19 protein-coding genes are annotated in these 24,124 nt (G+C 70.2%); 3 read left to right on the top strand and 16 right to left on the bottom strand.

All coding sequences use genetic code 11. The features are described from left to right. The 3 genes from ACEN9J_RS19590 to tssJ form a co-directional block, all read right to left on the bottom strand. The gene (locus ACEN9J_RS19590) at positions 1-1,350 is read right to left on the bottom strand and encodes a DotU family type VI secretion system protein (protein WP_057596872.1); all 1,350 of its coding nucleotides are present in this window, start codon (positions 1,348-1,350) and stop codon (positions 1-3) included. 8 nt (positions 1,351-1,358) lie between these two features. After that, on the bottom strand, positions 1,359-2,741 hold the full coding sequence (gene tssK / locus ACEN9J_RS19595) for a type VI secretion system baseplate subunit TssK (RefSeq protein ID WP_413761831.1): 1,383 nt from the start codon (positions 2,739-2,741) through the stop codon (positions 1,359-1,361). Between the two features lie 189 nt (positions 2,742-2,930). Next, positions 2,931-3,458 carry a type VI secretion system lipoprotein TssJ gene (gene tssJ, locus ACEN9J_RS19600; protein WP_314733648.1) on the bottom strand — a complete coding sequence of 176 codons (528 nt, stop codon included), beginning with the start codon at positions 3,456-3,458 and terminating at the stop codon, positions 2,931-2,933. Positions 3,459-3,571: 113 nt separating this feature from the next. Between tssJ and ACEN9J_RS19605 the strand changes: the two genes are divergently transcribed. The 3 genes from ACEN9J_RS19605 to ACEN9J_RS19615 are packed head-to-tail and all read left to right on the top strand — an operon-like array spanning position 3,572 to position 6,992. Continuing rightward, positions 3,572-3,988 carry a TssQ family T6SS-associated lipoprotein gene (locus ACEN9J_RS19605; RefSeq protein WP_057596868.1) on the top strand — a complete coding sequence of 139 codons (417 nt, stop codon included), beginning with the start codon at positions 3,572-3,574 and terminating at the stop codon, positions 3,986-3,988. Between the two features lie 45 nt (positions 3,989-4,033). Then, entirely contained in the window at positions 4,034-6,181 is a 2,148-nt protein-coding gene (gene tagH, locus ACEN9J_RS19610; protein ID WP_413761832.1) for a type VI secretion system-associated FHA domain protein TagH, read from the top strand. After that, positions 6,174-6,992 (top strand): PP2C family protein-serine/threonine phosphatase, encoded by an 819-nt coding sequence (locus ACEN9J_RS19615; protein ID WP_413761833.1) that lies wholly within the window; start codon positions 6,174-6,176, stop codon positions 6,990-6,992. The genes tagH and ACEN9J_RS19615 overlap by 8 nt, the downstream gene beginning before the upstream one ends. A 16-nt stretch (positions 6,993-7,008) precedes the next feature. Here ACEN9J_RS19615 and ACEN9J_RS19620 read toward each other — a convergent pair whose 3' ends face one another. The 13 genes from ACEN9J_RS19620 to tssC form a co-directional block, all read right to left on the bottom strand. Further along, positions 7,009-7,389, bottom strand: a complete 381-nt coding sequence (locus ACEN9J_RS19620) for a DUF4150 domain-containing protein (RefSeq protein ID WP_057596865.1) — start codon at positions 7,387-7,389, stop codon at positions 7,009-7,011. Between the two features lie 13 nt (positions 7,390-7,402). Then, on the bottom strand, positions 7,403-8,065 hold the full coding sequence (locus tag ACEN9J_RS19625) for a DUF3540 domain-containing protein (RefSeq protein WP_261211992.1): 663 nt from the start codon (positions 8,063-8,065) through the stop codon (positions 7,403-7,405). A gap of 43 nt (positions 8,066-8,108) precedes the next feature. Then, a complete protein-coding gene (locus ACEN9J_RS19630; RefSeq protein WP_057596863.1) occupies positions 8,109-9,158 on the bottom strand; it encodes a pentapeptide repeat-containing protein in 1,050 nt (349 codons plus the stop codon). Then, entirely contained in the window at positions 9,155-11,674 is a 2,520-nt protein-coding gene (locus ACEN9J_RS19635) for a DUF2169 domain-containing protein (protein WP_413761834.1), read from the bottom strand. The genes ACEN9J_RS19630 and ACEN9J_RS19635 overlap by 4 nt, the downstream gene beginning before the upstream one ends. Positions 11,675-11,719: 45 nt before the next feature. Continuing rightward, positions 11,720-12,196 carry a hypothetical protein gene (locus ACEN9J_RS19640; RefSeq protein WP_296726300.1) on the bottom strand — a complete coding sequence of 159 codons (477 nt, stop codon included), beginning with the start codon at positions 12,194-12,196 and terminating at the stop codon, positions 11,720-11,722. Next, entirely contained in the window at positions 12,196-14,589 is a 2,394-nt protein-coding gene (locus ACEN9J_RS19645; RefSeq protein ID WP_082321719.1) for a type VI secretion system tip protein TssI/VgrG, read from the bottom strand. The genes ACEN9J_RS19640 and ACEN9J_RS19645 overlap by 1 nt, the downstream gene beginning before the upstream one ends. A gap of 15 nt (positions 14,590-14,604) precedes the next feature. Further along, positions 14,605-17,337, bottom strand: coding sequence for a type VI secretion system ATPase TssH (gene tssH / locus ACEN9J_RS19650; RefSeq protein WP_413761835.1), 2,733 nt, complete (start codon positions 17,335-17,337; stop codon positions 14,605-14,607). After that, the gene (gene tssG, locus ACEN9J_RS19655) at positions 17,334-18,515 is read right to left on the bottom strand and encodes a type VI secretion system baseplate subunit TssG (protein WP_413761836.1); all 1,182 of its coding nucleotides are present in this window, start codon (positions 18,513-18,515) and stop codon (positions 17,334-17,336) included. Before tssG ends, tssH begins: the two co-directional genes overlap by 4 nt. Next, the gene (tssF, locus tag ACEN9J_RS19660) at positions 18,512-20,392 is read right to left on the bottom strand and encodes a type VI secretion system baseplate subunit TssF (RefSeq protein WP_261211998.1); all 1,881 of its coding nucleotides are present in this window, start codon (positions 20,390-20,392) and stop codon (positions 18,512-18,514) included. The genes tssG and tssF overlap by 4 nt, the downstream gene beginning before the upstream one ends. After that, positions 20,392-20,949, bottom strand: coding sequence for a type VI secretion system baseplate subunit TssE (gene tssE / locus ACEN9J_RS19665; RefSeq protein ID WP_057593406.1), 558 nt, complete (start codon positions 20,947-20,949; stop codon positions 20,392-20,394). Before tssE ends, tssF begins: the two co-directional genes overlap by 1 nt. Continuing rightward, entirely contained in the window at positions 20,949-21,815 is an 867-nt protein-coding gene (locus ACEN9J_RS19670; protein WP_413761837.1) for a type VI secretion system accessory protein TagJ, read from the bottom strand. The genes tssE and ACEN9J_RS19670 overlap by 1 nt, the downstream gene beginning before the upstream one ends. Before the next feature lie 262 nt (positions 21,816-22,077). Next, on the bottom strand, positions 22,078-22,560 hold the full coding sequence (locus tag ACEN9J_RS19675) for an Hcp family type VI secretion system effector (RefSeq protein WP_057593445.1): 483 nt from the start codon (positions 22,558-22,560) through the stop codon (positions 22,078-22,080). Between the two features lie 45 nt (positions 22,561-22,605). Beyond that, positions 22,606-24,111 carry a type VI secretion system contractile sheath large subunit gene (gene tssC, locus ACEN9J_RS19680; protein ID WP_057593408.1) on the bottom strand — a complete coding sequence of 502 codons (1,506 nt, stop codon included), beginning with the start codon at positions 24,109-24,111 and terminating at the stop codon, positions 22,606-22,608. Positions 24,112-24,124: the final 13 nt, after the last annotated feature.

A 24,124-nucleotide genomic window follows, 5' to 3' on the forward strand; every position in this document is an offset into this window, starting at 1 on the left:
TCAGCGTCCTCCCTGCGGTGCCACCGGCGCGACCAGCAAGGTCACTTCCACGCGGCGGTTGCGCGCGCGGTTGGCCGGCGAATCGTTCGGCACGATCGGGTCGGCGTCGCCGCGGCCCTCGGCGCGCAGCCGCTCGGGGCGCGTCATGCGCGCGCCGATCATCTTGCGCACGGAGTCGGCGCGTGCCTGCGACAGGTGCCAGTTCGAGGGGAAGCGCACGCTGCGGATCGGCTGGTCGTCGGAGTAGCCGTTGATCAGCACGTTGCCGTCGACCGCGTTGAGCGCCTCGGCCACGCGGTTGAGCACCGGCACGTAGCGGTCGAGCACCTTGTCGGCGCCCGAAGCGAACAGGCCGTCGCCGCGCAGGATCACCACGCTGCGGTCGGCCTCGTCGCGCACGCTGACCAGGCCCTCGCGGATCTCGGCCTCGAGGAAGCGCTGCAGCCGCGGCTGCGGCGCGGGCTGCGCCACCGCGCGCTGCGTCTGCGGCAGGCGCACCGCATTGATCGCGGAGAAGGCGCCGTCGGAGGTGCCGCCGAGGTTGAAGGTCAGGAGCGCGAAGGCGATCATCAGCAGCACCGCGGCCACCGCGCCCACGGCCCACACCGGCAGCCAGTTGCGCGTGCGGCGCACGGGCGCGCTGGTGTCCTGCCAGTGCGGCGACAGCGGCTGCGCGATCTCGCCGCGCGTCTGGCGGATGATCTGCAGCAGGCGCTGCTTGAGGGTCTCGAGCTGCGAGCGGCCGTTGTCGATGACGCGGAAGCGCCCCTCGAAGCCCATCGCGAGGCAGAAGTAGATGAGCTCGATCAGGTGCAGGTGCTGCTGCGGGTTCTGCACCAGGCGCGAGAGCAACTGGAAGAACTTCTCGCCGCCCCAGGTCTCGTTGTGGAACATCACCAGCAGGCTCTGCGAGGACCAGATGCTGCCGCCCCAGGGCGTGAGCGCGGCCGCCTCGTCGACGGCGGTGCACAGGCAGTAGCGCGCGCCGATGATGACCTCGGGCGAGATGCCGCTTTGCTGCGCGCGCGTCTCGAAGCGCCGCACCTCGTCGACCAGGTGCTCGCGCAGCTGCGCGGGCGAGTCGTGGTGGCCGGTGGCGCGGATCTGCGGGATCAGGTCGAGCAGCGGATTGGCCGCCGCCACCAGCGGGTTGTTGCCGGCCAGCGCGGTGTCGCCCGCATGCGGGCGCCGCGTGTCGTGGAAGGCGGTGAAGGCCTGCGGCTGCTCGCCGAGGCCGCGCGGGGCGTTCAGCGGGTTGTTGCTGCCATGGGTGCCGCCGTTGGTGCCGCCACCCGGATTCGGCGGCACGAAGCCGCCCGGCCCGACGGCCACGTCGTTGATGCCGTTCATGCGATCGCTCACGGACGGATGGCCCAGAACTCCATGGCCAGGCCGGGAAATTCGCCGGCCAGGTGCATGGCCACGCCGCCCGACTTCTCGAGCTGGCGCCACATGTCGCCGCTCTTGTCGAGCTCGAAGTAGTGGTAGCCCGCGTTGTAGGGAATCTGCCGCGGTGCCACCGGCAGCGGCCGCACGGTCACGCCCGGCAGCTGCAGCTGCACCAGGTCGCGGATGCGCTCGACCGAGCCGATCTTCACCTGCGTGGGGAAGCGCTGCTGGATCGCATCGGCCGGCAGGTCGGCATGCACCGCGAGCACGAAGCCCGCGTTGCGCACCAGCACCGGGTCGGGCATGCGGCCCACGCGCACGCCGTGGCTGCGTTCCTCGAGCTCGATCGCGATCGCGCTCTGCTCGAGCACCGCCGACAGCGAGCGGCGCAGCTCCTCCATCAGCGGGCGGATGCTCTCGTTGAGGTTGTCGTGGTCGTACACCGGCCACACCACCGGCCGCCGCGTGGGCGAGGTGTGCGTGGCCAGGTGGCAGGCGAGCTTGAACCAGTCGATGAACAGTTCCTCGGGATGCACCTGCACCGCCTGCTGCGCATGCCAGGTGAGCGCGAGGTAGCGGTTCACGAGCTCGAGCAGGAGGAAGTCGGAGACCTCGCTGACGCCGCCGCGCCCCGGCTGCGACAGCCGCGAGGCCAATGCCTCGGAACGCTGCGTGAGCAGGCCGTGCAGCTCGGCCACCATGCTGCGCAGCATCGGCTGCGCCGACACGTCGAGCACCGGCGGGATGTAGTTGGCGTCGATCACCAGCTTGTGGTCGGTGCGGCGCTCGATCACGCGCACCGCGCCGATCGCCTGCCACTCCGCGGTCAGCGAGGAGGCACGCACCAGCCGCAGCCGCGGCGCCGCGAGCTGCAGCACCGCCGGGCCCAATGCAACCGCGTTGCCATCGGCGACTTCGCGTTCGACCACGTGGAAGCGCGCGGCCGAGGTCGTGTCTTCCGCGAAGATGACTTCCTCGCTGCCGGGCCGGCGCAGCGGCAAGGCGAGCACCACGAGCTCGTCGGTGAGGTCGCTCGGCACCTCGTAGGGCACGGGCGCGTCTTCCACGCCGAAGGAGAACGGCGTGCCGTCGGGCATCACGCCCGCGCCGCCGAGCAGCGAGACGCGGCCCAGCGCATGCGCGTCGCGATCGATGTCCAGGTGCAGCCAGCCCCAGTACGCCCCCTGCAGCCCCGCGGTGCGGCGCGTCACGTACTGCTCGACATAGCGCTCCAGCTGCTGGAAATGCTGCGGCCGCAGGTACATGCCCTCGGACCACACCACGCGATTCGCCAATGCCTGCGGATGGGCGCCCGTTCTGCTGATGGCGCCCGGATTGCGAACTGTCACCAAAGAAAACCTCCTGGAGTGCGGCCACTCTCGTGCGGTCGGTCCATCGTCGAGACGGCCTCCCTGCATGGGCGCAATGCGTGTCGATGCTACACGGCGATGTTTACGTTTTGCACCGTTTTTGCAGCGTCGAGGCCTTGGCCTACGTGCGGCGCACTTTCGTATTAGGGCGTGCGCGCAAGTGCTACGAAATCACGTAGTCGGCAACAGTTCGATACCGCTCTTGCGGATCACGATGCGAACCTTTTGTTCACTCGGAGAGAACTGCCACACCTTGTAGAGGTTCGTCTGCTTGGGCTCCTTGAGCGGCAGCACGAGGCGCCAGCGTGCGTTCTCGAGCTTGCGATAGCCCGCGATCACGCCGATGGCGCGCGAGTCGAGGCCGGCCTCGCGCTTGAAGGTGCGTTCCTCGCCGCTGCGCAGAATGGCCTGGTCCGCATTGACGAGTTCGGCCGCGAGCGTCTCGCGATCGCGGTCCTGCAGCGCGAAGTAGTCGGCGGTCTCGAAGTTGCCCGAGGACTTGAGCTCGAACACCTTCACGAGGATCGGCGCGGCCTGCCCGCGGCCATCGGGGTTGACGCCGTCGTCGACCTTGATCGAGACCGCGTAGGGCGTGGGCATGGACTTGGCCGTCGACGCACAGCCGCCGAGTCCAACGAGCAATGGCGACGTCGCGATCGCGCTTCGCAACAGGGTTCGTCGATGCATGGGTTCTCCCATCGAAGTTCGCGCCTATAGTATCGAGACGTCATGCAGCGCCGATGTCGGCCGACGTGCCGTCATATCGACGCGGCACAGTATCGGGGCTTAACTTTGCAAGGCAGGAGAGAAGATTGAAGTCATTGCTGTGCGCCCTGGTGATTCCGCTCTTTCTGGTCGCGGGCTGCGACACCACGCCGAAGACCCCCGTCGATCCAGGACCGCCGCAACCCGAACGCCTGAGCCAGCAGGTCGCGCGCACCACGCTCGAACGCGCGCAGCAGGCCTACGACGAAGGCGACTACGCGAAGACCATCTCCACGCTCAAGAGCGGCGGCGTGTCGGTGTTCGATGCGGCCGAGCCCAACACGCGGCTCGCCGCGATGAAGCTCGAGGCCTTCAGCTACTGCGTGGCCAATCAGCTGCCCGAGTGCCGCACGCAGTTCCTCAAGATCCTCGATGCCTTCCCTTCCTTCGATCTCAGCATCGCCGAGCGCAAGCATCCCGTGTGGGGCCCCGCGTTCGAAGCCGCCAAGAAGATGAAGCGCTGACGGGTCTCCCGCGCCAGGAGCCCGTGTCATGAACTGGGAGATGCCATGCGTTGGACGGTGATCGAACATGCGGGCCGGCCGGTGGCCGCGGGCCCGTCGGCCCTGCTCGCGGCCCCGGGCGGCACCATCGGCCGCAGCCCCGACAACCACCTCGTGCTGCCCGACGAACAGCGGCAGATCTCGCGCCTGCAGGCCACCGTGCGCTTCGACGACGCGGGCCGCGCGGTGCTGCGCAACATGAGCGCGGTGCTGCCGATCAGCGTGAACGGACAGACGCTGCGGCACGACCAGGAGTCGCCGATCGCCGAGGGCGATCGCGTGACCATCGGCAGCTACGTGCTGGAAGCCGCACCCGCGCATGCCGCCGCGAGCCGCGCGGCACCGGCGATCGCGCCTGTGGCGGCCGCCGTCGAGCCCATCGTGGAGCCCACCGTCGCGTGGCCGCCCGCGGTCGAGTCCGCGAGTTCGCGCCTGGCCTCGTCGCCAGTGACATCGCGCCTCGCGTCGGCGCCGGACTTCGGTGCGCAGGCGGCATCGCTGCCGACATCGATGCCGCCGGCCTATCCGCCACCCGCGGCCGCGCCGCTCGATGCGCTGCTGCCGCAGGCACCGGTGTCCGACGTGTTCTCCGACCTGTTCGGCGCGGGCGCGCTGCCGATCGGCGACACGCATGCCGCGCCGCCACCGCAACCGGTGCCGCCGCCAGTGCAACGGCCGCCCGCGCCCGTGGCCGCGCCGGTCTTCGCGCCCGCACCGCCGCCGGCATTCGCGCCACCGCCCGCCGCCTTTGCATCGCCGGTGCCGCCGCCCCCCGCGGCGCCCGCGCCCGCACCGGCCGCGCGTTCGTCGATGCCCACCGCGGCCGACTGGGACGCGATCCTCGCGAACGCGCCGCGCCGCGTCGACACCACGCCCGAGCCCATGCCCGACCCGTTCGCGCACGAGCCCTTCGAGCTGCCCTCGCAGGCGCGCAGGAACCCGGCCGATCCGCTGACGCAGCTGAATCCCGACGCGACCACCGACGTGTCCGACTTCGCGCTCAAGCGCGGCATCGATCCGCTGTCGCTGTTCGCGGCCGACCAGGGCGCGCCCTCGCCGCTGTCCGATCCGCGGCCCACCGCGCTGACGCATGCGCCCGCGCTCGAGGACGTGCATCCCGCGATGGACCTGCTGGAGAAGCGGCCGACGGTGCCGGGCTTCAGCCAGTCGAACCATGCGCGCGAGGTGTCGGGCCAGTTCCGTCCGCCGACGCCGATGCCGCTGCCCGTGGCGCAGCCGCCCGCGCGCATGGTCGAGCCCGAGCCCGAGCGCGAGGAAACGCCCGCGACGCCGGTGGCCGCGCCGCCCACCGCGTCGATGCAGAGCGCGCCCGTCGAGGCCGCGCCCGCACCGATGCAGGCGCCCGCCGAGGCACCGCCGACGTCGCCGCTCCCGACCATGGCGCCGGTGACAGCGCCCGCGATGGCGCCCGCGCCGGCCGTGGCCGAGATGCCCCTCGAGGTCGTCGCGCCGAAGGAGGCCGAACCGGTCGCCGTCGCGGCACCGCCGAGCCCCGCCGCCGACACCGCGCCCGCGCTGCCCGCCGCTTCGTGCGAGGCGCTGTTCCGCGCCTTCCTCGACGGCGCCGGCGTGCCCGACGTCGCGGGCCAGCAGCAGCTCGACGCCGAGATGATGCGCAGGCTCGGCCGGCTGATGCGCGCCTTCACCGATGGCACCATCGAGCTGCTGTCCTCGCGCGCGATGCTCAAGCGCGAGGTGCGCGCCGAGATCACGATGATCGTGGACGAGGAGAACAACCCGTTCAAGATCCTGCCCAACGGCCGCGCGGTGCTGATGCAGATGTTCGGCGCGCGCATGCCGGGCTTCCTGCCGCCCGAGGCCGCGGTGCACGACGCGCTCGGCGACCTGCAGTCGCACCAGCTCGGCATGGTCGCCGGCATGCGCGCCGCGCTGCTGATGGTGCTGCAGCGCTTCGACCCCGAGGCGCTCAAGAAGGACACGCCACACGACGGCGGCCTCGGCGAGAAACTGTTGCCCGGCGGGCGCGAGGCGCGCCTGTGGCGCCAGTTGCAGCAGCTGCATGCCGAGACCACGGCCGCGGTCGAGGACGACTTCCAGGCCGTGTTCGGCCGGGCCTTCCAGCAGGCCTACGACCGGGAGATGGAACGATTGAAGGAGGCACGCCGTGCTTGAAGCGACCCGCACGACCCCGTTCGCCGTCCCGCTGTCCACGTCGCAGTTCTCCTGCGTGGGCGAGCGCAGCGGCAACCAGGATGCGATCGGCTACCACCTCGACGACTGGTTCGGCTGCTTCGTCGTGAGCGACGGCGTGGGCGGCAACGCGGGCGGCGAGCAGGCCGCGCGCACCGCGGTCGACACCGCGCTCAATGCCTTCGTCGCCAACCCCTCGGTGGCGGCCGAGGACATCCAGCAGTGCGTAACGCGCGCCAACGACGCGATCCTCGCGCGCCAGCGCGCGCAGGCCGAGCAGGGCAAGATGAGCGCGACCTTCGTCTCGCTGTTCGTCGATCGCAGCAGCGGCCAGGCGCGCTGGGCCCATGTGGGCGACAGCCGGCTCTACTGGTTCCGCCGCGGCGTGCTGATGGAACGCACCGAGGACCACAGCCTGTCGCAGCGCTCGCGCGAAGGCATGGCCCAGGGCGAGGCCGCGCCGGCCAACGGCGCGCAGGCCCTGATCCAGAGCAACCTGCTCTACCGCGCGCTCGGCGCGCGCGAACGCGCCGAGGCCACCGTCTCGGGCACGCAGCGGCTGGCCGACGGCGATGCCTTCCTGCTGTGCACCGACGGGCTGTGGCAGCTGATCTCGCAGCAGGTCATGGAACGCTCGCTGCAGCTGGCCGACAGCGCCGAGGAATGGCTCGCGCTGCTGCGCCGCGCGGCCGAGGCCAAGGCCGACGAGTCGCGCGACAACTTCTCGGCGCTCGCGGTGTGGGTGGGCTTTCCGCAGCAGGTGACGCTGGCGGGTACCGCCACGCCGCGCTGAGCGCGACGCTGGCGCTTCAGGCCGCCAGCACCAGCACCTTGAGCTGGCTCGGCACCAGCCGCATGCCGACGATGTTGCAGCGGTTCTGCAGCGTGACGCTCGTGACGCGCGTCGCGGGCGTGCCCTTGAGCAGCACCGTGAAGGCGCCCGTCAGGTGGCGCGACTGCTGCATGAAGGTCTGCGAGATCATGCCGCCGAGCACGCCGGGCTGGTCGCCGAGCGTGATCGGCGTGACGGTCGCCATGTTGTGGGCCGGCATGCCCATGAACAGGATGTTCCAGGCGTTGGGAATGGCCATCGGCCCCAGCGCCATGTTGGGAAATGGAATGGGCACCGGCGTGCGGCACACGTCGGGGAACGCGAGGTCCATCCCGAACAGCTGGCAGTTGGCGAACATGCGGGATTCCTCCTCAGCCCATGTGGATCTGCGCGGCGTCGACCTTCACCAGGTCCTGCCCCGTGACGGTCGTGTGGCGGCCATGGATGCGTGCCGTCTCGCTGGCCTTGCAGTCCAGGTGGCGCACGCGCGACTGGTCCATCTCGTCGACGATGCGCAGCGTGTTGCGCGCCATCTGCACGATGCGGTCGGCCACGGTCTCGAAGACCTTGCCGAACAGCTTCGCCGTGCCGGTGGTCGCCTCGACCTCCTTCGCCGTGAGGCGCAACGCGTCGGTGCGGCAGTCGGCCCTGTCGGCCTGCATCGACCACTGCTCGGCGCTCATGGCGAGCCGCGTGCCGCTGCGCAGCCGCACCTCGCCTTCGCTCTCGATCGCGACCGGGTGCGCGTTGCCGCCGAGCACCAGCGCGCCGTCGACCTCGATGCGGCTGACGGCGGCATCGGCCTGTTCGAGCACCGCGATCAGGAACACGCGGTAGGCATCCGGCCCCGAGACCAGCACGGTGTCGCCGGTCTGGGGCTTGAGCAGGCAGCTGGCCGCGCGGCGGCAGGTGCGCAGGCTGCCGTCGTCGGCCTCGACAACGAACTGCCCGTCGGCCGGCAGGCCGCGGACCGTGCCGATCGAATGAACCGGGGACGAGGCGTCGGAGGCGACGCGCAGCGGAACGACGTTCATGGTGTTTTCCCTTTTCGAGCTCGGATGAAACGATGGCGCGGCATCAGCGGGCGTCGGACCACGACTGCGCGCGGTGCAGGTCCGGGTCGCTTTCGATGATGCCGCCGCGCCTGGAGAAACGGGTGCCCTGCTGGATGGCGCGGTGCAGGCGGGTGCGCAGGAAGCGGGCATCGACGAGGTCCGCGTCCGTGAGGTCGGCATAGGAGAAGTCGGCGTCCTCCAGCCCGGCCTGTGCGAAGCTCGCACCCTTGCAGCGCGCGCGATGGAAGACGGCGAGCGGCAGCCGGGCCTGCGCGAAGTTCACGCCCTCGAGCGCGGCATCCACCCACAGCGACTGGTCGAAGCGCCCCGCGCCGCAGTCGGCGCCGGCCAGGTCGGCCTCCGCGAAGATGGTCATGCAGGCCTCGGCCCCGCCGAAACGCGCGCCGCGCAGCGAGGCGCCCTTGAAGTTGCTCTGCGTCAGCGTGGCCTGGCGGAAGTCGACCTCGTCGAGCCGCGAGTCGGTGAACTGGCAGCGCGGCAGCACGAGCCCCGCGAACTGCTGGCCCGCGAGCTCGCATTCGAGGAACACCACGCCATCGCCTTCGAACTGCGCAAAGACGGTGCTGCGCAGGTCGAGCTTGAACATCGTCACGGACTGCAGGCTGGCGCCGGTGAAATCGCAGCGCGCCAGGTTCGATTCGGTGACGGTGGCCTGCGCCATGCGCCGGGTGCGCAGCGAAGCCTCGGCCAGGTCGCAGCGGAAGAAGGTGACGCGGTCGAGCACCGCCTCGTCGAAGCGCGCGAGCGCCAGGTGCGACTCGACGAACGCGGCCTGCTCGAGCAGGGCGCCCGAGAAGTTCGCGTTCTCGAAGCGCCCACGGAACATCTGCAGTTGCCCGCCCTTGGCGCCCGCGAAGTCGCAGCCCGCCATCGTGCAATGGCTGAGGATGCTGCCCGAGAGGTCGGCGCCGCGGAAATCGGCGCCCGTGAAGTCGATGCGGTCCCACAGGGCGCCCGACAGGTCGAGCCCGCGCAGGTCCCAGCCGCGGCAGTCGAGGCCCTGCAGCTGCACGCCGTGGCGCACCGCGTCGAGCAATGCGTCCAGGGTCATGGCGTGGCCTCCGGATCGCGCCGCGGCCAGACCTTGGCATGCTGCGTGTAGGCATCCTCGAGCAGCGTGGTGGCATCGATGAAGGCCTGCGACACGTCGGCGCGGAACAGGTTGGCCTCGCGCAGGTCGCTGCCCAGCAGGTTCGATTTCGAGAGATTGGCGTCGATCAGGTGGGCACCGCGCAGCGAGGCGCGCGCGAGGTTCGCGCGCACGAACAGGCTCTCGCCCGCGACGAAGCCGTCGAGCCGCGCATCCGACAGGTCGCATTCCGACAGGTCGCAGTTCTCCAGCCGCGCCGCGCTCAGGTCCGCGCCCGCGAAGGAGGTGCCGCGCATGCCGCACTGCTTCAGGAAGGTACCCACCGCCGTCACGCCCGCGAACGAACTGCCCAGCGCGATGCTGCAGGCATCGAAGCGCGCATGCGACAGGTCGACCTGCGCCACCAGCCGGACCGTGACGAAGCCGCAGCGCACCAGCCGCGCGGCATTCAGCGACACGCGTTCCAGGCTGCATTCGAGCAGCAGCACCTGGTTGAGCTCGGCCTGGTCCAGCACCAGGTCGCGCAGCGTCATGCGGCGCAGCGCGACCTGTGTCCAGCGCGAGGACTGCATGGCGCACCCGGCCATCTCGGTCTCGTGCAACTGGGTCTGGTCGAGCAGCGCGCCGCGCAGGTTGCAGCCCGTGAAGCGCGTGCCGTGGCACAGGGTCTCGCGCAGGCTCGCCGACGAGAGGTCGCAGCCTTGCAGGTGCGCGCCGCCGAGGTTGGCCTTGTCGAGCCGGCTGCCCGCCAGCAGCGTGTCGGTGAGCAGCGCGCGCGCGAGCACGGCTTCGGAGAAATCGCAGCCCTCGAGGTTCGCGCCCTGCAGGTTCGCGTCGGCCAGCACCGCGTGGCTGAAGTCGGCGCCGCGCAGGTCCATGCCCGAGAGGTCGGCGCCGCTGAGGTTCATCTTCGAGAAGTGGCGCGCCTCGGGAGCGGCCGCGGCCAGCCGGCGCCGCAGCTTGGCGGCGCGGAAGCTGGTCACGCGCGAGGCCTCCGGTGCCAGGTGCGCCGAATACAGGCGGCCCTGGAGCTTCAGCGGGTCGGTCTCCACCGGCGGGTCGGCCTCCTCGTCGGCCTGGCCGTCCTGCTCCTCCTCGAAGGCCGACGGAAGCGGTGCCGCGGGCGCCGCCGCGCGCTCGGCCTCGACGCGCGCCACCTCGCCCTCGAGCCGCTCGCGCGCCTGCTGCGCCTGCGCCTCGGCGCGCTCCAGGTACTCGGGCAGGTCGTCGAAGCCCGGCAGCACCTCGGGCACGGGCGGCGGCGCGAGGTAGTCGGCGGGATCCAGCCCCTGCGCGAGCAGTTCGGCGCGCTGCTGCTCGTAGTGCCGGCGCATGCCGGCCTGCAGGTTGCGCGGCAGGGGCTCGGCCAGGGTGTCGGGCATGCGCATCGCGGTCCATTCCGCGAGCAGCGCGCGCGGCACCAGGTCGCTGTCGCGCAGCACGTGGGAGGCGCTCTTCTCCGGATCGATGCGCTTGCGCAGCACGTCGGCGTAGTGCGCGTGCGGGCGCGGCGCGTCGGGCAGCTCGAGCGACGGCATGATGTGCTTCACGTCGGCCGCGTCGTCCTCGCGGATCGGCGTCGAGCCGTGCCACACCAGCACCACGCGCTCGCGGTCAGGAAAGAACCAGGCGGTGCTGAGTCCGAGTTCGACCCGGCGCAGCTCGCCGACCTCCTTGTCGAAGTTGAGGTGGCACACGGCCTGCCACGGCGGCAGGTGGCCGCGCAGCACCGGGATGTGCGGGTGCATGTTCCAGATCTCGTAGGGCGCGCTCGCGGGCAGCGCCGGCTGGCCGAAGCGCTGCTCGGGACCGGCGGCATTGAAGAAGCGCCAGTCGAGGTCGTCGGCGAAACCGGGGAAGCCGTTCTGCAGCCAGGCGTCGTCGTAGCGCGTGCCGATCAGCGCCATGCGCTGCGGCGCATCGGGCAGCAAGCCCGAGAACGAGGCCGGCCGCGGCCGCTGCCCGCGGCGCTGGATCTGTTGCCCCACCACCTCGACGTTGGGCAGCCGGCAGGTCTGCACGCCGTTGACGAGTTCGTCGACCGTGCCCAGGCCCAGCGGGTTCTCGGGCACGTCGGGGCCGCCGAAGGCATGGCGCCAGTCGAGCGGCATCCGGTCGAAAGCGGCCGGCTCGGTGATGCGCCCGCCGAGCCAGAAGCGGTCTCCGAACACGGCCAGCGAGCGATCGACCGTGCCCACGCGCAGCCGCGCCGCGCAACGCGTCTTGTCCTCCTGGTGCGCGGTGTAGGCGAAGCCGCTGGCCAGCACCTCGGCCTCGCCCTTGGGCATGCTCATGTCGAGCACGCTGCCGGGGTCGAGCACCTCGCCCGCCATCTGCCAGAGCTCCTGTTCGGGCTGCAGCCGCGGCTCGGCCTCCAGGCTGGCGCAGGCCAGCACGGCGATGCCCAGGTGATTGGCCGAGCGCCAGCGGTAGGGGCGGGTGAGCAGGCTGAGGCGAAAGGGCTTGACGATCTTCAAGGGTCGGCTTCGGAAGGGAAGGCAGCGCGCGATGCCGGCGCGGGATCAGAAGGAAAAGCCGGCCGGCCCGGCGAGCGGCGAGATCACCAGGTCGGTGGCGGGCGAGGCGGAGGCGAAGCGCACGAGCACCGGGCGTCCCACCGCGTAGAGCGGCAGCTCGTTGAGCATCACCACCTGCTGCACGCCGACCTGGCGCTCGATGCCGCCGCGGTCGGCGAAGCGCACGGTGAGGTTCATCAGCGGGCTGGTGTCGCTGTAGGCATCGCCGATCTCGCTGCCGACGATCACGCCTTGCGCCTGCGCGTCGAAGCCGCGGCTGCGCGCCTCGCGCCGGCGGATCTCGAGCAGCTCCCAGGCACCGCACAGCAGCGCCGAGCCCGCGAAGATCGCGGCGATGCACGGCAGCGCCAGCCACATCGAGAAGGTCTCCAGCGGCATCAGCATCGGCAGCACGCCCGCGGCCACCAGCACGGCGCCCAGGATCCGGATCGAACGGCGGCGAGGCACGGCGGTCGCTGCCATCACATGATCAGCACCAGGATCTTGATGTCCACGTAGATCGGGCCGATCGAGATCTTGGTTTCGGTCTTCTGGTTCAGCGCGCGGTTCGACCAGCGGTAGGCCTTGATGTCGAAGCTCGCGCCGCCGATGTTGGTGGCCGCCAGGTTGAAGGTCTCCGACAGCGAGGCGTAGGTGAAGGAGTTCACGAAGGCGATCGAGAACAGCAGCGGCGCCTGCGAGCGGATGTAGCTCGTGGCCTTGGTGGTGGCGCTGCCGCCGGCCACGGTCTCGATGCTGCCGTCGTACTTGTTGGTGTGCTTCTCGGTCGAGTGCAGCAGGATCTTCTTGGCCTTGACGTTGAAGTCCGTCTCGGCCTCGATCGACACGTTCTTGGCCCAGCCCTTGTAGTCGCCGGCCGAGACGGTGGACGTGTGGTCGCCGGTCGCGATCGTCTCCGTGAGGCCGTCCTTGATCGTGTCCTTGCCGCCGCCGCTCAGGACGTCGCGCTCCCACCCGGTCTTGTAGCTCTCGAAGCGCTTGCCGCTCCAGGTCTCCAGCCTGGAGTCGCCGGTCTTGACGTGCTCGGTCATGCCCTCCTTCACGTCCACGTGCAGCGCCTGGTCGAAGGTCTCCTGCCGCAGGCCGGCCATCACGTGCACCTCGGAGCGCCCGGTCTCGACCGTCTCCTTGGCGCCTTCCTTGGTCGTGATCTCGATGCTGTTGTTGAAGAAGTGCTCGGTCTTCTTCGTCACCTCGAGCTTGGAGCCCGAGTTGTAGATCGCGTGGTCGAGGCCTTCGTTGACCGTGGTGGTGCGCGCCTGGTCCACCGTCAGCTCGTCGTTCTTGTGGACGTGGGTGGTGCGGTTGCCCTCCACCGTGTGCGTCTCGTCGTTCTCGACCTCGATGACGAAGTCCTTCTGCGCATGGATCTTGATCGACTCGTTGCTCGGGTCGTCGTCGATCACGAAGTGGTTGGCCAGCTCGCCGTCGCCCTTGATGGTGCGGCTGATGAAGCCGCTGACCGTGGCCTTGGCCGGCAGCTCCAGCGGCGGCATCTGGTCGGCGTTGTAGACGCGGCCGATGATCAGTGGCCGATCGGGGCAGCCGGCGATGAAGTCGACCACCACCTCCTGGCCGATGCGCGGATGGTTGACCGCGCCGAAGTTCGAGCCGGCCCAGGCGCTCGACACGCGCACCCAGCACGAGCTGTCCTCGTTGCGCTGGCCGTAGCGGTCCCAGCGGAACTGCACCTTCACGCGGCCGTACTTGTCGATCCAGATGTCCTCGCCGGCCGGCCCCACCACGGTGGCGGTCTGCGGCCCGTTGGTGGTCGGGATGCGCGTCACGCGCGGCGCGCGGTAGGGGAACGAGGTCGGCTGCACGCCGAACTGGAAGCCGTAGTCGCCCTCGTTGCTGCCCGAGGCATAACCGCCCTCGCGCAGGCTGTAGATCACCGAGACGATCAGGTACTCGCGGTTGTCCTCGTCGCGCGGTGCGTTCTGCATCGTGAAGCGGTAGCCGGGCGCCATGCCGCGCACGGTGGCGTGGCCGATGTCGAGCTCGGCCTGGGCCTGCGCCTCCTCGAGCCGGATGCGCGCGTAGTGCTCGCCCTGGCCGGCATCGCTGTAGCCGCCGAGCCATTCGTACATCTCGTACTGGCCGTGGTCGTTGCCGCGCGGCTGGCTGCGCGTGTTGAGCAGGTCGGCCTTGGGCTTCTTGAAGTCGAAGTCGTCGACCACGTAGGTGCCGGGCCGGATCTCCTCGGTCACCTCCCACTGGTCGATGGCCTCGCGGCCCAGGTCGCCCACGCGGTCGGTCGAGACATAGCTGATCCTCGGGTACTCGGGCAGCGTCTCGTGCGCGCTCATGTCGTCGGCCAGCACCAGCGTGTGCTGGTTCTTCTCGTGCTTGAAGAAGTAGTAGATGCCCTCGTGCTCCATGAGCCGGCTCACGAACGCGAAGTCGGTCTCCTGGTACTGCACGCAGTAGTCCCACTGCCGGTACGAGGCCGTGAGCTTCTTCTCGAGCGCGAAGCCGTACTCGCCGAGCACCTCCTCGAGGATCTCGACCACCGACTTGTTCTGGAAGATCTTGCAGTCGCTGGTGCGCGTGAGATACCACAGCCACGGGCGCACCGAGGCGCGATACACCATGTAGCGCGACGAGGATGCGTCGCGCCCGACCAGCGTGAAGCGCGTGATCTGGCCGTTGAGGTAGCGCGGTGTGCCGGTGAGCGTCCTGATCTCGAGCGTGAGCGGCTTGCCGAGCATGGCCTTCATGTCGACCGAGGTGTTCGGGCTCAGCAGGTCGACCTCGAACTCGAACAGCTGCGACAGGCCCTCGCTACCGTGCATCGAGCGGAACAGCAACTGGTCTTCACCGAGCGGTGTGTGGGCGGTGACAACGCGGGCCATGGCGACTCCCTTCGCTTAGCTGGTTTCGGTAAACGCGTAGTGGAAGTCGTCGCCCTGCGCCGAGAGCTCGACGCCCGCGAGCTTGCGCCCGCTGACCGTGGCGCCGATGACTTCCTCGCTCAATCGCGGCAGGATGGTGTGCGTGAGGATCGCATCGATCATCCGTCCACCCGACTCTATGGCCGTACACCGGCGCGCCACAAGCTCCACGGCGCTGTCGGTGTAACCCAAGGTAATGCCGTGGTTGGCCTGCAGGCGCGCGGCCACGCGGTCGAGCTGCAGCCGGATGATGCGGTGCAGCGCGTCGGCATGCAGCGGGTAGTAGGGCACCACCACCAGCCGCCCCAGCAGCGCGGGCGCGAACACCTTGAGCAGCGGCTCGCGCAGTGCCTGCGCCAGCGGCTCGGGGTCGGGCCGCAGCACCGGGTCCTCGCACAGCTGCATGACCAGGTCGGTGCCGACGTTCGAGGTCATGATGATCACGGTGTTGCGGAAGTCGATGTGGCGGCCCTCGCCGTCCTCCATCCAGCCCTTGTCGAAGACCTGGAAGAAGATCTCGTGCACGTCGGGGTGGGCCTTCTCGATCTCGTCGAGCAGCACCACGCTGTAGGGCCGGCGGCGCACCGCCTCGGTCAGTACGCCGCCCTCGCCGTAGCCCACGTAGCCGGGCGGCGCGCCCTTGAGCGTGGAGACGGTGTGCGACTCCTGGAACTCGCTCATGTTGATGGTGACGAGGTTCTGCTCGCCGCCGTACAGCGCCTCCGACAGCGCGAGCGCGGTCTCGGTCTTGCCCACGCCCGAGGGGCCACACAGCAGGAACACGCCGACCGGCTTGTTGGGGTTGTCCAGCCGCGCGCGCGCGGTGCGGATGCGCCGCGCGATGGTGTCGAGCGCATCGGTCTGCGCGACCACGCGCTGCGACAGGATCTCGCCGAGCCGCAGCACCGACTGCGCATCGTCGCGCACCATGCGCCCGATCGGGATGCCGGTCCAGTCGGCCACCACCGTGGCCACGGCCTGCTCGTCGACCGCGGCCAGGATCAGCGGCGATTCGCCCTGCAGTTGCGACAGCTTGCGCTGCGCCGCGTCGAGCTCGGCGCGCATCTGCTCGGGCGAGGCCTCGGGTTCGGCCTCGGGGGGCGCCGGTGCGGCCTCCGTGTTGTCTTCTTCCTCGCCATCCTCGGCGACCTCTTCGGCCTGCACCGGCACCGCCGCCGGCGAGAGCCGCCGGCGCAGCGCCACGATGCGCTCGACCAGTTCGCTCTCCTCGCTGCGCCTTTGCTCGAGCGTCGCGAGTTCGGCCTGGGCGGCATCGATCTGCGCCGCGATGTCCTGCACGCGCTGCGCTTCGCCCACGCCGATCGCGGCCTCGCGCTGCGCGATGCCCGACTCGATGCCCAGCACCTCGATGCGCCGCTGCAGGTCCTCGAGCGCGGCCGGCAGCGCATGCTGGCTCAGCGCCACGCGCGCGCAGGCGGTGTCGAGCAGGCTCACGGCCTTGTCGGGCAGCTGGCGCGCGGGGATGTAGCGGTGCGACAGGCTCACGGCGGCCTCGAGCGCGGCATCGAGGATCAGCACGCCGTGGTGCTTCTCGAGCTCGGCCGAGATGCCGCGCAGCATGATCACGGCCTTGTCCTCGGTTGGCTCCTGCACCTGGATGGTCTGGAAGCGCCGCGTGAGCGCCGGGTCCTTCTCGATGTACTTCTTGTACTCCGACCAGGTGGTGGCGCCGATGGTGCGCAGCCGGCCGCGCGCGAGCGCGGGCTTCAGCAGGTTGGCGGCGTCGCCGGTGCCGGCGGTGCCGCCCGCGCCCACCAGCGTGTGGACCTCGTCGACGAACAGCACGATGGGCTTGGGGCTCTTCTCGACCTCGTCGATCACCTGCCGCAGCCGCTGCTCGAACTCGCCCTTCACGCCCGCGCCGGCCTGCAGCAGCGTGGGATCGAGCACCCACAGCGAGACCTCGCGCAGCGAGGGCGGCACGTCGCCCGCGGCCAGGCGCTGCGCCAGCCCCTCGACCACCGCGGTCTTGCCGACGCCGGCCTCGCCCGTGAGCAGCGGATTGTTCTGGCGCCGCCGCATCAGGATGTCGACGATCTGGCGGATCTCGTCGTCGCGGCCGTAGACCGGATCGAGCTCGCCCGCGCGCGCCTTGGCCGTGAGATCGCTCGCGTACTTGGCCAGCGCCGAGCCGCCCGCGGCCTGCGGCGCGGCGCCGGCCTGGGCGGCCGCGGCGCCGGCCGCCGGTTCGGGCGCGATGTCGTAGTCGTCCTCGGGCGAGCCTTCGGTCCAGGCCGGCAGTTGCGCGATCAGCACGTCGGGCACCAGCTTGTCGAACTCGCGCGAGATGCCCGAGAGCACCTGGCGCAGCCCCGGCGTCTTGACGATGCCCGCGAGCAGGTAGGCGCCGCGGATCGAGGTGGCCTCGAAACGCAGGCTGGCATAGACCCAGGCGCGCTCGACCGCGCTGTCGACGTGCTCGGAGATGTCGCTGATCGAGGTCGCGCCGTGCGGCAGCCGGTCGAGCGCGCGCACCAGGTCCTGCTCGACCGCGTCGAGGTTGAGGCCGGCGCGCTTGACGATGCGCAGCAGGTCGCTGTCCTGCAGCTGCAGGATCTGGTGCAGCCAGTGCACGAGTTCGACGTAGGCATTGCCGCGCAGCTTGGCGAAGGCGGTGGCGGTCTCCAATGCCTTGTAGAGCATCGGGTTGAGCTTGGAGAACAGCGAGACGCGGCGGATGTCGGTCATGAGGCCTGGGTGAAGGATGCGGAAGTGTGGGAAGCGGTGGCTGCGGAACGCGAATGCAGGGCCTCGGGCGCGAACACCAGGTCGCCGGCGTCGGTGTCGGACAGGCGGGTGCCGAGCCAGCTGCCCCAGCCCAGGCGCTGGCCGCCGTTGAGCTGCATGCCTCCGGCCTCTTCCTTGCGCAGCACGAGCCGCAGCTCCCACGCGAATTCGATGCCGACGTACTGGCGCACCCAGTCGACCACCTGCTGCAGCCGCTGGCTGCCGGGCAGGAAGGCGCGGTACTGCTCGAGCGTCAGCGGCCCGAGCTCGAGGCGGAACTTGCTCTGCGCGTCGCGCACGGCGAGGCCGATGGTGGCACCGGCGCCGAGCCGGTGGTTGCGCCCGAACAGGCCGATGCGGCTGACCTGCGGCTCGTCGATGGTCACCCAGTCGCTCACGAACTCCTCGACGCGCACCGGCAGGTCGAAGTACAGGCGCAGGATCTGGATCAGGCCCTCGGGGTTGCGCGTCTGGCGCACCAGGTGGCCCGCCATGTGGGTGCGCGCATGGTCGGCGATGCGGTCGCGTTCCTTGAGGCCGGGCTGCCCCATGTTCATGAGGCTCGCGACGTACTCGACGAAGCGGTGGCCGTCGGGCCGGTCGAGGCTGTTGACCGACTGGGCATCGGCCCAGGCGCGGTAGAACAGCAGGATCAGCCGGTGGTGGAACAGGTCGGCGAAGGCGCTGAGCGTGTGGTCGTTGTGGTGCCGCTTGCGCTCGCGCGCGTACTCGGTCAGGTGCAGCGGCAGCGGGCCGTTGGGGCCGAACAGGCCGAAGCCGTAGATCGAGATCTGCGGCGGGCCGTCGTGGCTGTCGTCCACGCCCGAGACGTTCGAGGGCGCGAAGGCCATCGAGGGCTCCTGGCCGAGGCGCAGCGGCTCGTCGAGCGGGCGCGGCGCGCGGCCCAGCAGCGGATGGTCGCCGTGCGCGTCGAGCCGGCGCAGCAGCATGAAGAGGTCGTGCTCGAAGGGCTGCTCGAGCAGGCCGGCCCACAGCGCCGGGTCGACCTGCGGCAGGCCGCGCACGGGCGGCGCCGCCTCGGCCCGTGTCTCGTGCTCCACCGCCCGGTCCGCCGCGTCGCCCGCCGGCGCCTGCTGCGCGGCGCCCGTGTCCTCGCGGAGCTCGGTGGTGCTGTTCATACGGCGGGCCGGCGTCCGATGCGCGGCAGCCAGCGCGCGATCTCGCCGCGCTGCAGGCTGGACAGCGCGAACTCGGTGAAGGCGTTGAGCGACACGTGGCGGCTGAAGAACTGCTCGAGCACGGCGCCGAACAGGTACGGGCTCGCGCCCGAGAACGCGGTCTCGTCGAGCTTCAGCGCGATCTCCACGCCGCGGCCGAAGACGATCGGGCCCGGCTCGGGCAGGCGGCGGAACACCGGCGCCAGCTTCATCGAGCGCACGCCCTGGATCTGGCGGCGCACCGAGGGATCGGCGAGGTTGCCGTAGAGGTCGAGCATCTCGCGCAGCGCGGCCGCGCCCTGCTCGGCATCGACGTCGGTGAGGCTCAGGTAGTTGAGGCCCAGGTGGCTGATGAGGCGCCAGGTCAGCGCGCCCTCGGCCAGCGCCGGATAGGGCCGCGAGGGACCGCGCAGGATGCGGATCGCGCGCACCGGCGCCGACACGCGCAGCGTGAAGTCCGACTCCAGGCCCGTGGGCAGCAAGAGCGGCAGGTCGCGGTTGGTGCACAGCGCATCGAGCGTGATGTGGCGCAGGCTGTGCGGAAAGGGCGCGTCGTGCTGGTCCACCAGCGAGACGTAGACCTCGCTGCCGGTGTAGCTGGTGCGCGTGCCCTGCGCGCGCGCGCGGTCCGACACCAGCCGCGGTTCGCGCCGCACCGAGAAGTAGGCGCCGAAGTCGCCGTCGTCGGAGGCGAAGGAGCCGAGGAAGGGCCGGAACTCGCGCTCCTCGGAGCCGTTGCTCATGTGGCCGACCACGCGCTCGACGGTGAAGATCTCGAAGTCGCGCGGCCGCGTGCGGTCGATCACCGCATGGTGCTCATGCTGGCCCGGCCCCACCGGGATGCGGTCGCTGCGGCGCGGCACCAGGTTCACGATCGGCGTGCAGAACAGCGAGAACTGGCGCGCGTCGACCAGCCGCTCGAGGTCGCCGTCGGCGCGGTCGAGCAGGATCACGATCTCCATCGTGTTGCCGCTCATCGCCGCGGCCGCGGCCCGCAGCTTGTTGACGCTGAAGAACAGGTAGCGGTCGGGGAAGGCGAAGTACTCGTGCAGCAGCCGGTAGCCCTGGAACGAGCGCGCGTCGTAGGGCAAGAGCGACTGGTCGGGCTCGAAGCCCTCGTGGCGGATCGCCTCCTCGCCCAGCGGCACGATGCGCGCGCCCTGCCCCGCGGTGCCGGGGCCGCTGCGGCAGACGGTGCCGATCGAGTGGTGCACCGCGAGCTCGAGCACGCGCAGCGCATGCAGCTCGGCGCCCGAGAGGAAGAACTCGAGCCGCTCCAGCGGCATCTCGGCGAAGCGCGCGCCGCCCACGGCCTCGAGCTTGATCGTGATCGCGCTCCTGGCCTGCCGCGCGACGATCGGCAGCGCATGCAGGATCTCGGCCGGCACCGGCCCCAGGCTGGCCTCGGCGATGCGGATCGGCCACAGCGTGACCGCGTGGCCGGTGCGGAACTCGCAGGCCGTCTGCTCGCCCTTGATCATGCGCCCGCGCAGGATCGTGTGGCGCGGCAGCTCGTAGCCGGCCTTCAGCGAACCCTCGTTGAGGTTGCCGTCGATCTGCACCACGCCCATGGCGGGCAGCGGCGCGAGGAAGTTCGGATAGACCACCTCGAGCAGCCGCTGCGAGAAGCGCGGGAACTCGGCGTCCATCTTGAGCTGGATGCGCGCCGTGAGGAAGCTGAAGCCCTCGAGCAGCCGCTCGACATAAGGGTCGCTGACCTCGATGCCGCGCATGCCCAGGCGGCCCGCGATCTTCGGATAGCGCTGCGCGAACTCGGCACCGAGCTCGTGCATGTAGGTGAGTTCGCGGTTGTAGTAGTCGAGCAGCCGCGCGTCCATCAGAGGCCTCCGGTGGGGCGCAGCATCATGTGGCCGCTTTCCAGGTCCAATTCGGAGCGCAGGATGAATTCGATCGGATAAGGCACCGACCACAGGGTGCCGCGGATCTCGAGCGCCAGCAGGTTGTGGTGCTCGAGCTCGGTGGCGTCGGTCACGCAGCGCACGTCGATGCTGTCCTTCATGATGCGCGGCTCGAAGTCGATGATGGCGGTGCGGATCGCGGCCTCGACGTCGGCGAAGTCGACCTCCGACATGCGTCCGCCGGCCCAGCCGCGCACGCCGTAGTTGACGACCGAGCGGCGCGCGCGCGGCATGTTCTGGATCGAATGCGCGGTGCCGAAGTTGGTGGTGTTCAGGAGCCACTGCAGGTCGCGCAGCACCGAGTCGCGCAGCAGCTTGCCGCTCATCAGGAAGGCGCCCGCGCGCTCCTGGCGGTTGCTCGGCTGCTTGTCGGTGAGGCGGTCGAGCAGCACCGGCTGCAGCCGGTCGCGCGCGACGCTCTCCTGCTCGCCCTCGGCATCGAGGCCCGACCAGGCGGAGGCGCCGGCCGTGGCCATCAGGCGGCCTCCCCGGCCGCGAACTCGATGGTGCGCAGCTCGAGCAGCGCGTGGTCGCCCGCGTCGCTGATCAAGGTGCGCTGGCCCGCGCCCGCGAACGCGGCCTCGCCGGGCAGCGGCAGCCAGTCGGTGCGGCGCGCGAGCGCGAGGCCGTCCTCGAGCGTGGCGAGCTCGCCCGCGTAGCGCACCGGCACCAGCACGGCCAGGGCGCGGCCATCGGCCAGCTCGACCTGCACCGGCGACCACAGCAGGTCGACCAGGTGCTGCGGCCGCTGGAACTTGAGGCGGCGCACCGAGGACAGCGGCAGCCAGCCATAGCCCGCGGGCGTGATGACCTCGAGCGCGGCACCGAGGCGCGCGTCGCCGTCGCAGAGCCAGTCGATGTCGATGCGCTCGAGCGCCTCGCCATCGACGAGCTCGCCCGTCGCATCGCCCGAACGGTCCACGGCCTGCAGCAGGCCGCGCAGCGCGGGCGTGGCATCGCGCGCCGACTCGCGCAGCCGCGTGGCCTCGTCGGCCCGGTCGGCCGGCAGCGCGGCGGCCGCGATCAGCGCATCGACCCAGTCCGCGCCCTCGCCGAGCACCGCGGGCGCGCGCGCCGCGTCGCCGGCCCAGAAGGCGCTGCGCTGGCGCTCGCCGGCCAGCGCCATCGAGCAGGTGGCGCTCGCGGGCGTGAACGAGGGGTCGAACTTGACGGCCGCCTTGAGCTGGTCCTCGGCGCGCTGCCACTCGCCGCGCAGCGCGAGGAAGTGGCACAGCGCGAGGCGCAGGCTGGCGTTCTGGGGATCGGCGCGGATCTGCCGCTGTATCCCCTCGGTGTGCTCGGCCACCGAGCGCTCGCCCAGTCCTGCAAACGCATCGCCCATGAAGCAGCTTCCTCTGTCGTTTCGCCAATGCGCGGTCCCGGCCCTGATGAAGCCGGGGCCGCCGCCATGGTCGGTGGTTGGATATCGCTCGTGGCCTGCCGGCACCCGCTGCGCGGGACCGTGGCCTGTGCCGCGGGATGGCGGCGACATGCACCGCCTTCGCCGCTCGGCCTTCGGCTGGCGGCCCAGGACCGTCAGCCGGAGACCGGCTCGCGCGCGGCACCGAGGCGCCGCCCGCGCGCCCGGCCGGGCCCGTGGAAGATCAGGCTTCCTTGTTTTCCTTGATGTTCCAGCCGAGCTGGGTTTCGGCGCCCTTGCCGCCCTTGTCGGTCTGTTCCCAGTACTGCTGCTTGACCTTGGCGGCCTGGAACGCGTACTGCACGAACACCGCGTCGCTGCCCTGCTCGGCCGTGTACTGCACCGAGGTGACCAGCACTTCCTCGAGCGTCACGCGCGTGTATTCGATCTGACCGCCACCGGCCTTGCAGACCGAGACCTCGACCTTGCTCAGGTGCTTGCCGCTGGCGCAGTTCTTCATGACGGACGGTGCCGCCTTGTCGATGCGCGCGAGCACCTGCAGGTCGTTGAAGCTGGCCTTGCCCACGCCACCGCCACCGCCGCTCACCATGTTGCCAGGCTGCGTCGCACCCCATGCGAACGACTTGATATCCGTCCAGTCCTTGTGGTTCGAGTCCTTGGATTCGCCGTTCGCGCCTTCGACGCGCATGAACATGTCTACTGCCATCATTAACCCCCGGAGTTGTGCGTGCCCCATCGAGGCACTGTTGAATTAGCTGCTGTCCTTCTTGTTGGACGGCAGCTTCGAAACCAGCCGCAAAGACACCGTGAGCCCTTCGAGCTGGTAGTGCGGCCGGAGAAAAAACTTGGCGGCGTAGTAGCCGGGGTTGTCCTCGATGGGTTCCACCTGGACTTCGGCCGCCGCGAGCGGCTTCATCGCCTTGGTGTCCTGCGACGAGGTTCCGGGGCTGCCGTCGACGTAGTTCATGATCCAGTCGTTGAGCCAGCGCTCCATGTCCTCGCGCTCGCGGAACGAACCGATCTTGTCGCGGACGATGCACTTGAGGTAGTGCGCGAAGCGGCAGCAGGCGAACAGGTAGGGCAGGCGTGCCGCCAGGTTCGCGTTGGCCGTGGCGTCGGCGTCGTAGTACTCGGCCGGCTGCTGCAGCGACTGGGCGCCGATGAAGGCCGCGAAGTCGGAGTTCTTGCGGTGCACCAGCGGCATGAAGCCGTTCTTCGCAAGCTCGGCCTCGCGCCGGTCGCTGATCGCGATCTCGGTCGGGCACTTCATGTCCACGCCGCCGTCGTCGGTCGGGAAGGTGTGCGTGGGCAGGTTCTCGACCGCGCCGCCCGATTCCACGCCGCGGATCGAGGTGCACCAGCCGTACTGCTTGAACGAGCGGTTGATGTTCACGCCCATCGCGTAGGCCGAGTTGGCCCAGGTGTAGCGGTTGTGCGCGGCCGAGTCGGTCTCCTCCTCGAACTCGAACTCGTCGACCGGGTTGGTGCGCGCGCCGTAGGGCAGGCGCGCGAGGAAGCGCGGCATCGCCAGGCCGATGTAGCGCGCATCCTCCGACTCGCGCAGCGAGCGCCACGCGGTGTGCTCGGTGTTGTGGAAGATCTTCGTCAGGTCGCGCGGGTTCGACAGCTCCTGCCACGATTCCATCTGCATCACGGTCGGCGAGGCGCCCGCGATGAAGGGGCAGTGCGCGGCCGCGGCGATCTTGGCCATCTCGCCGAGCATCTCGACGTCGGGCGGGCTGTGGTCGAAATGGAAGTCGCCGATCAGCGCGCCGAAGGGCTCGCCGCCGAACTGGCCGTACTCGGCCTCGTAGATCTTCTTGAACAGCGGGCTCTGGTCCCAGCCGATGCCCTTGTGGCGCTTGAGCGAGCGCGCGACTTCGCGCTTGGAGGCGCACATCACGCGGATCTTGAGCTGCTCGTCGGTCTCGGTGTTGTTCACGAGGTAGTGCAGGCCGCGCCAGGCACCCTCGAGCTGCTGGAAGTCCTCGTGGTGCAGGATCTGGTTGATCTGCTCGGAGAGCTTGCGGTCGATCTCCGTGATGATGGCCTGCACCGTGCGATAGGCATCGTTGGAGATGGTGACGGAGCTCTCGAGCGCCTGCACCGCCAGCGTCTTGACGGCGTTCTGCACCGCCTCGCGCGCCTGGTCGGTCTTGGGCTTGAACTCGCGCTGGAGCAGATCGGAGAACTCGTTCGGCTCGAGCGCCTCGACGGTCTGCTGCGCGCGCGCGGATTGTTTTTGCACGGTACTCATGGTGATGATCCTG

This window comes from Variovorax sp. Varisp41 (assembly GCF_047325085.1).
Classification (GTDB): Bacteria; Pseudomonadota; Gammaproteobacteria; order Burkholderiales; family Burkholderiaceae_C; genus Variovorax.

Excerpts from the sequence above, each read along its gene's own strand:
- tssC (WP_057593408.1), bottom strand. The coding sequence starts at position 24,111 with ATGAGTACCGTGCAAAAACAATCCGCGCGCGCGCAGCAGACCGTCGAG.
- tssH (WP_413761835.1), bottom strand. The coding sequence starts at position 17,337 with ATGACCGACATCCGCCGCGTCTCGCTGTTCTCCAAGCTCAACCCGATG.
- tssJ (WP_314733648.1), bottom strand. The coding sequence starts at position 3,458 with ATGGGAGAACCCATGCATCGACGAACCCTGTTGCGAAGCGCGATCGCG.
- ACEN9J_RS19645 (WP_082321719.1), bottom strand. The coding sequence starts at position 14,589 with ATGGCCCGCGTTGTCACCGCCCACACACCGCTCGGTGAAGACCAGTTG.
- ACEN9J_RS19640 (WP_296726300.1), bottom strand. The coding sequence starts at position 12,196 with ATGGCAGCGACCGCCGTGCCTCGCCGCCGTTCGATCCGGATCCTGGGC.
- ACEN9J_RS19675 (WP_057593445.1), bottom strand. The coding sequence starts at position 22,560 with ATGGCAGTAGACATGTTCATGCGCGTCGAAGGCGCGAACGGCGAATCC.
- tagH (WP_413761832.1), top strand. The coding sequence starts at position 4,034 with ATGCGTTGGACGGTGATCGAACATGCGGGCCGGCCGGTGGCCGCGGGC.
- ACEN9J_RS19590 (WP_057596872.1), bottom strand. The coding sequence starts at position 1,350 with ATGAACGGCATCAACGACGTGGCCGTCGGGCCGGGCGGCTTCGTGCCG.
- tssE (WP_057593406.1), bottom strand. The coding sequence starts at position 20,949 with ATGGCCACGGCCGGCGCCTCCGCCTGGTCGGGCCTCGATGCCGAGGGC.
- ACEN9J_RS19630 (WP_057596863.1), bottom strand. The coding sequence starts at position 9,158 with ATGACCCTGGACGCATTGCTCGACGCGGTGCGCCACGGCGTGCAGCTG.
- ACEN9J_RS19625 (WP_261211992.1), bottom strand. The coding sequence starts at position 8,065 with ATGAACGTCGTTCCGCTGCGCGTCGCCTCCGACGCCTCGTCCCCGGTT.
- ACEN9J_RS19620 (WP_057596865.1), bottom strand. The coding sequence starts at position 7,389 with ATGTTCGCCAACTGCCAGCTGTTCGGGATGGACCTCGCGTTCCCCGAC.
- tssG (WP_413761836.1), bottom strand. The coding sequence starts at position 18,515 with ATGAACAGCACCACCGAGCTCCGCGAGGACACGGGCGCCGCGCAGCAG.
- tssF (WP_261211998.1), bottom strand. The coding sequence starts at position 20,392 with ATGGACGCGCGGCTGCTCGACTACTACAACCGCGAACTCACCTACATG.
- ACEN9J_RS19670 (WP_413761837.1), bottom strand. The coding sequence starts at position 21,815 with ATGGGCGATGCGTTTGCAGGACTGGGCGAGCGCTCGGTGGCCGAGCAC.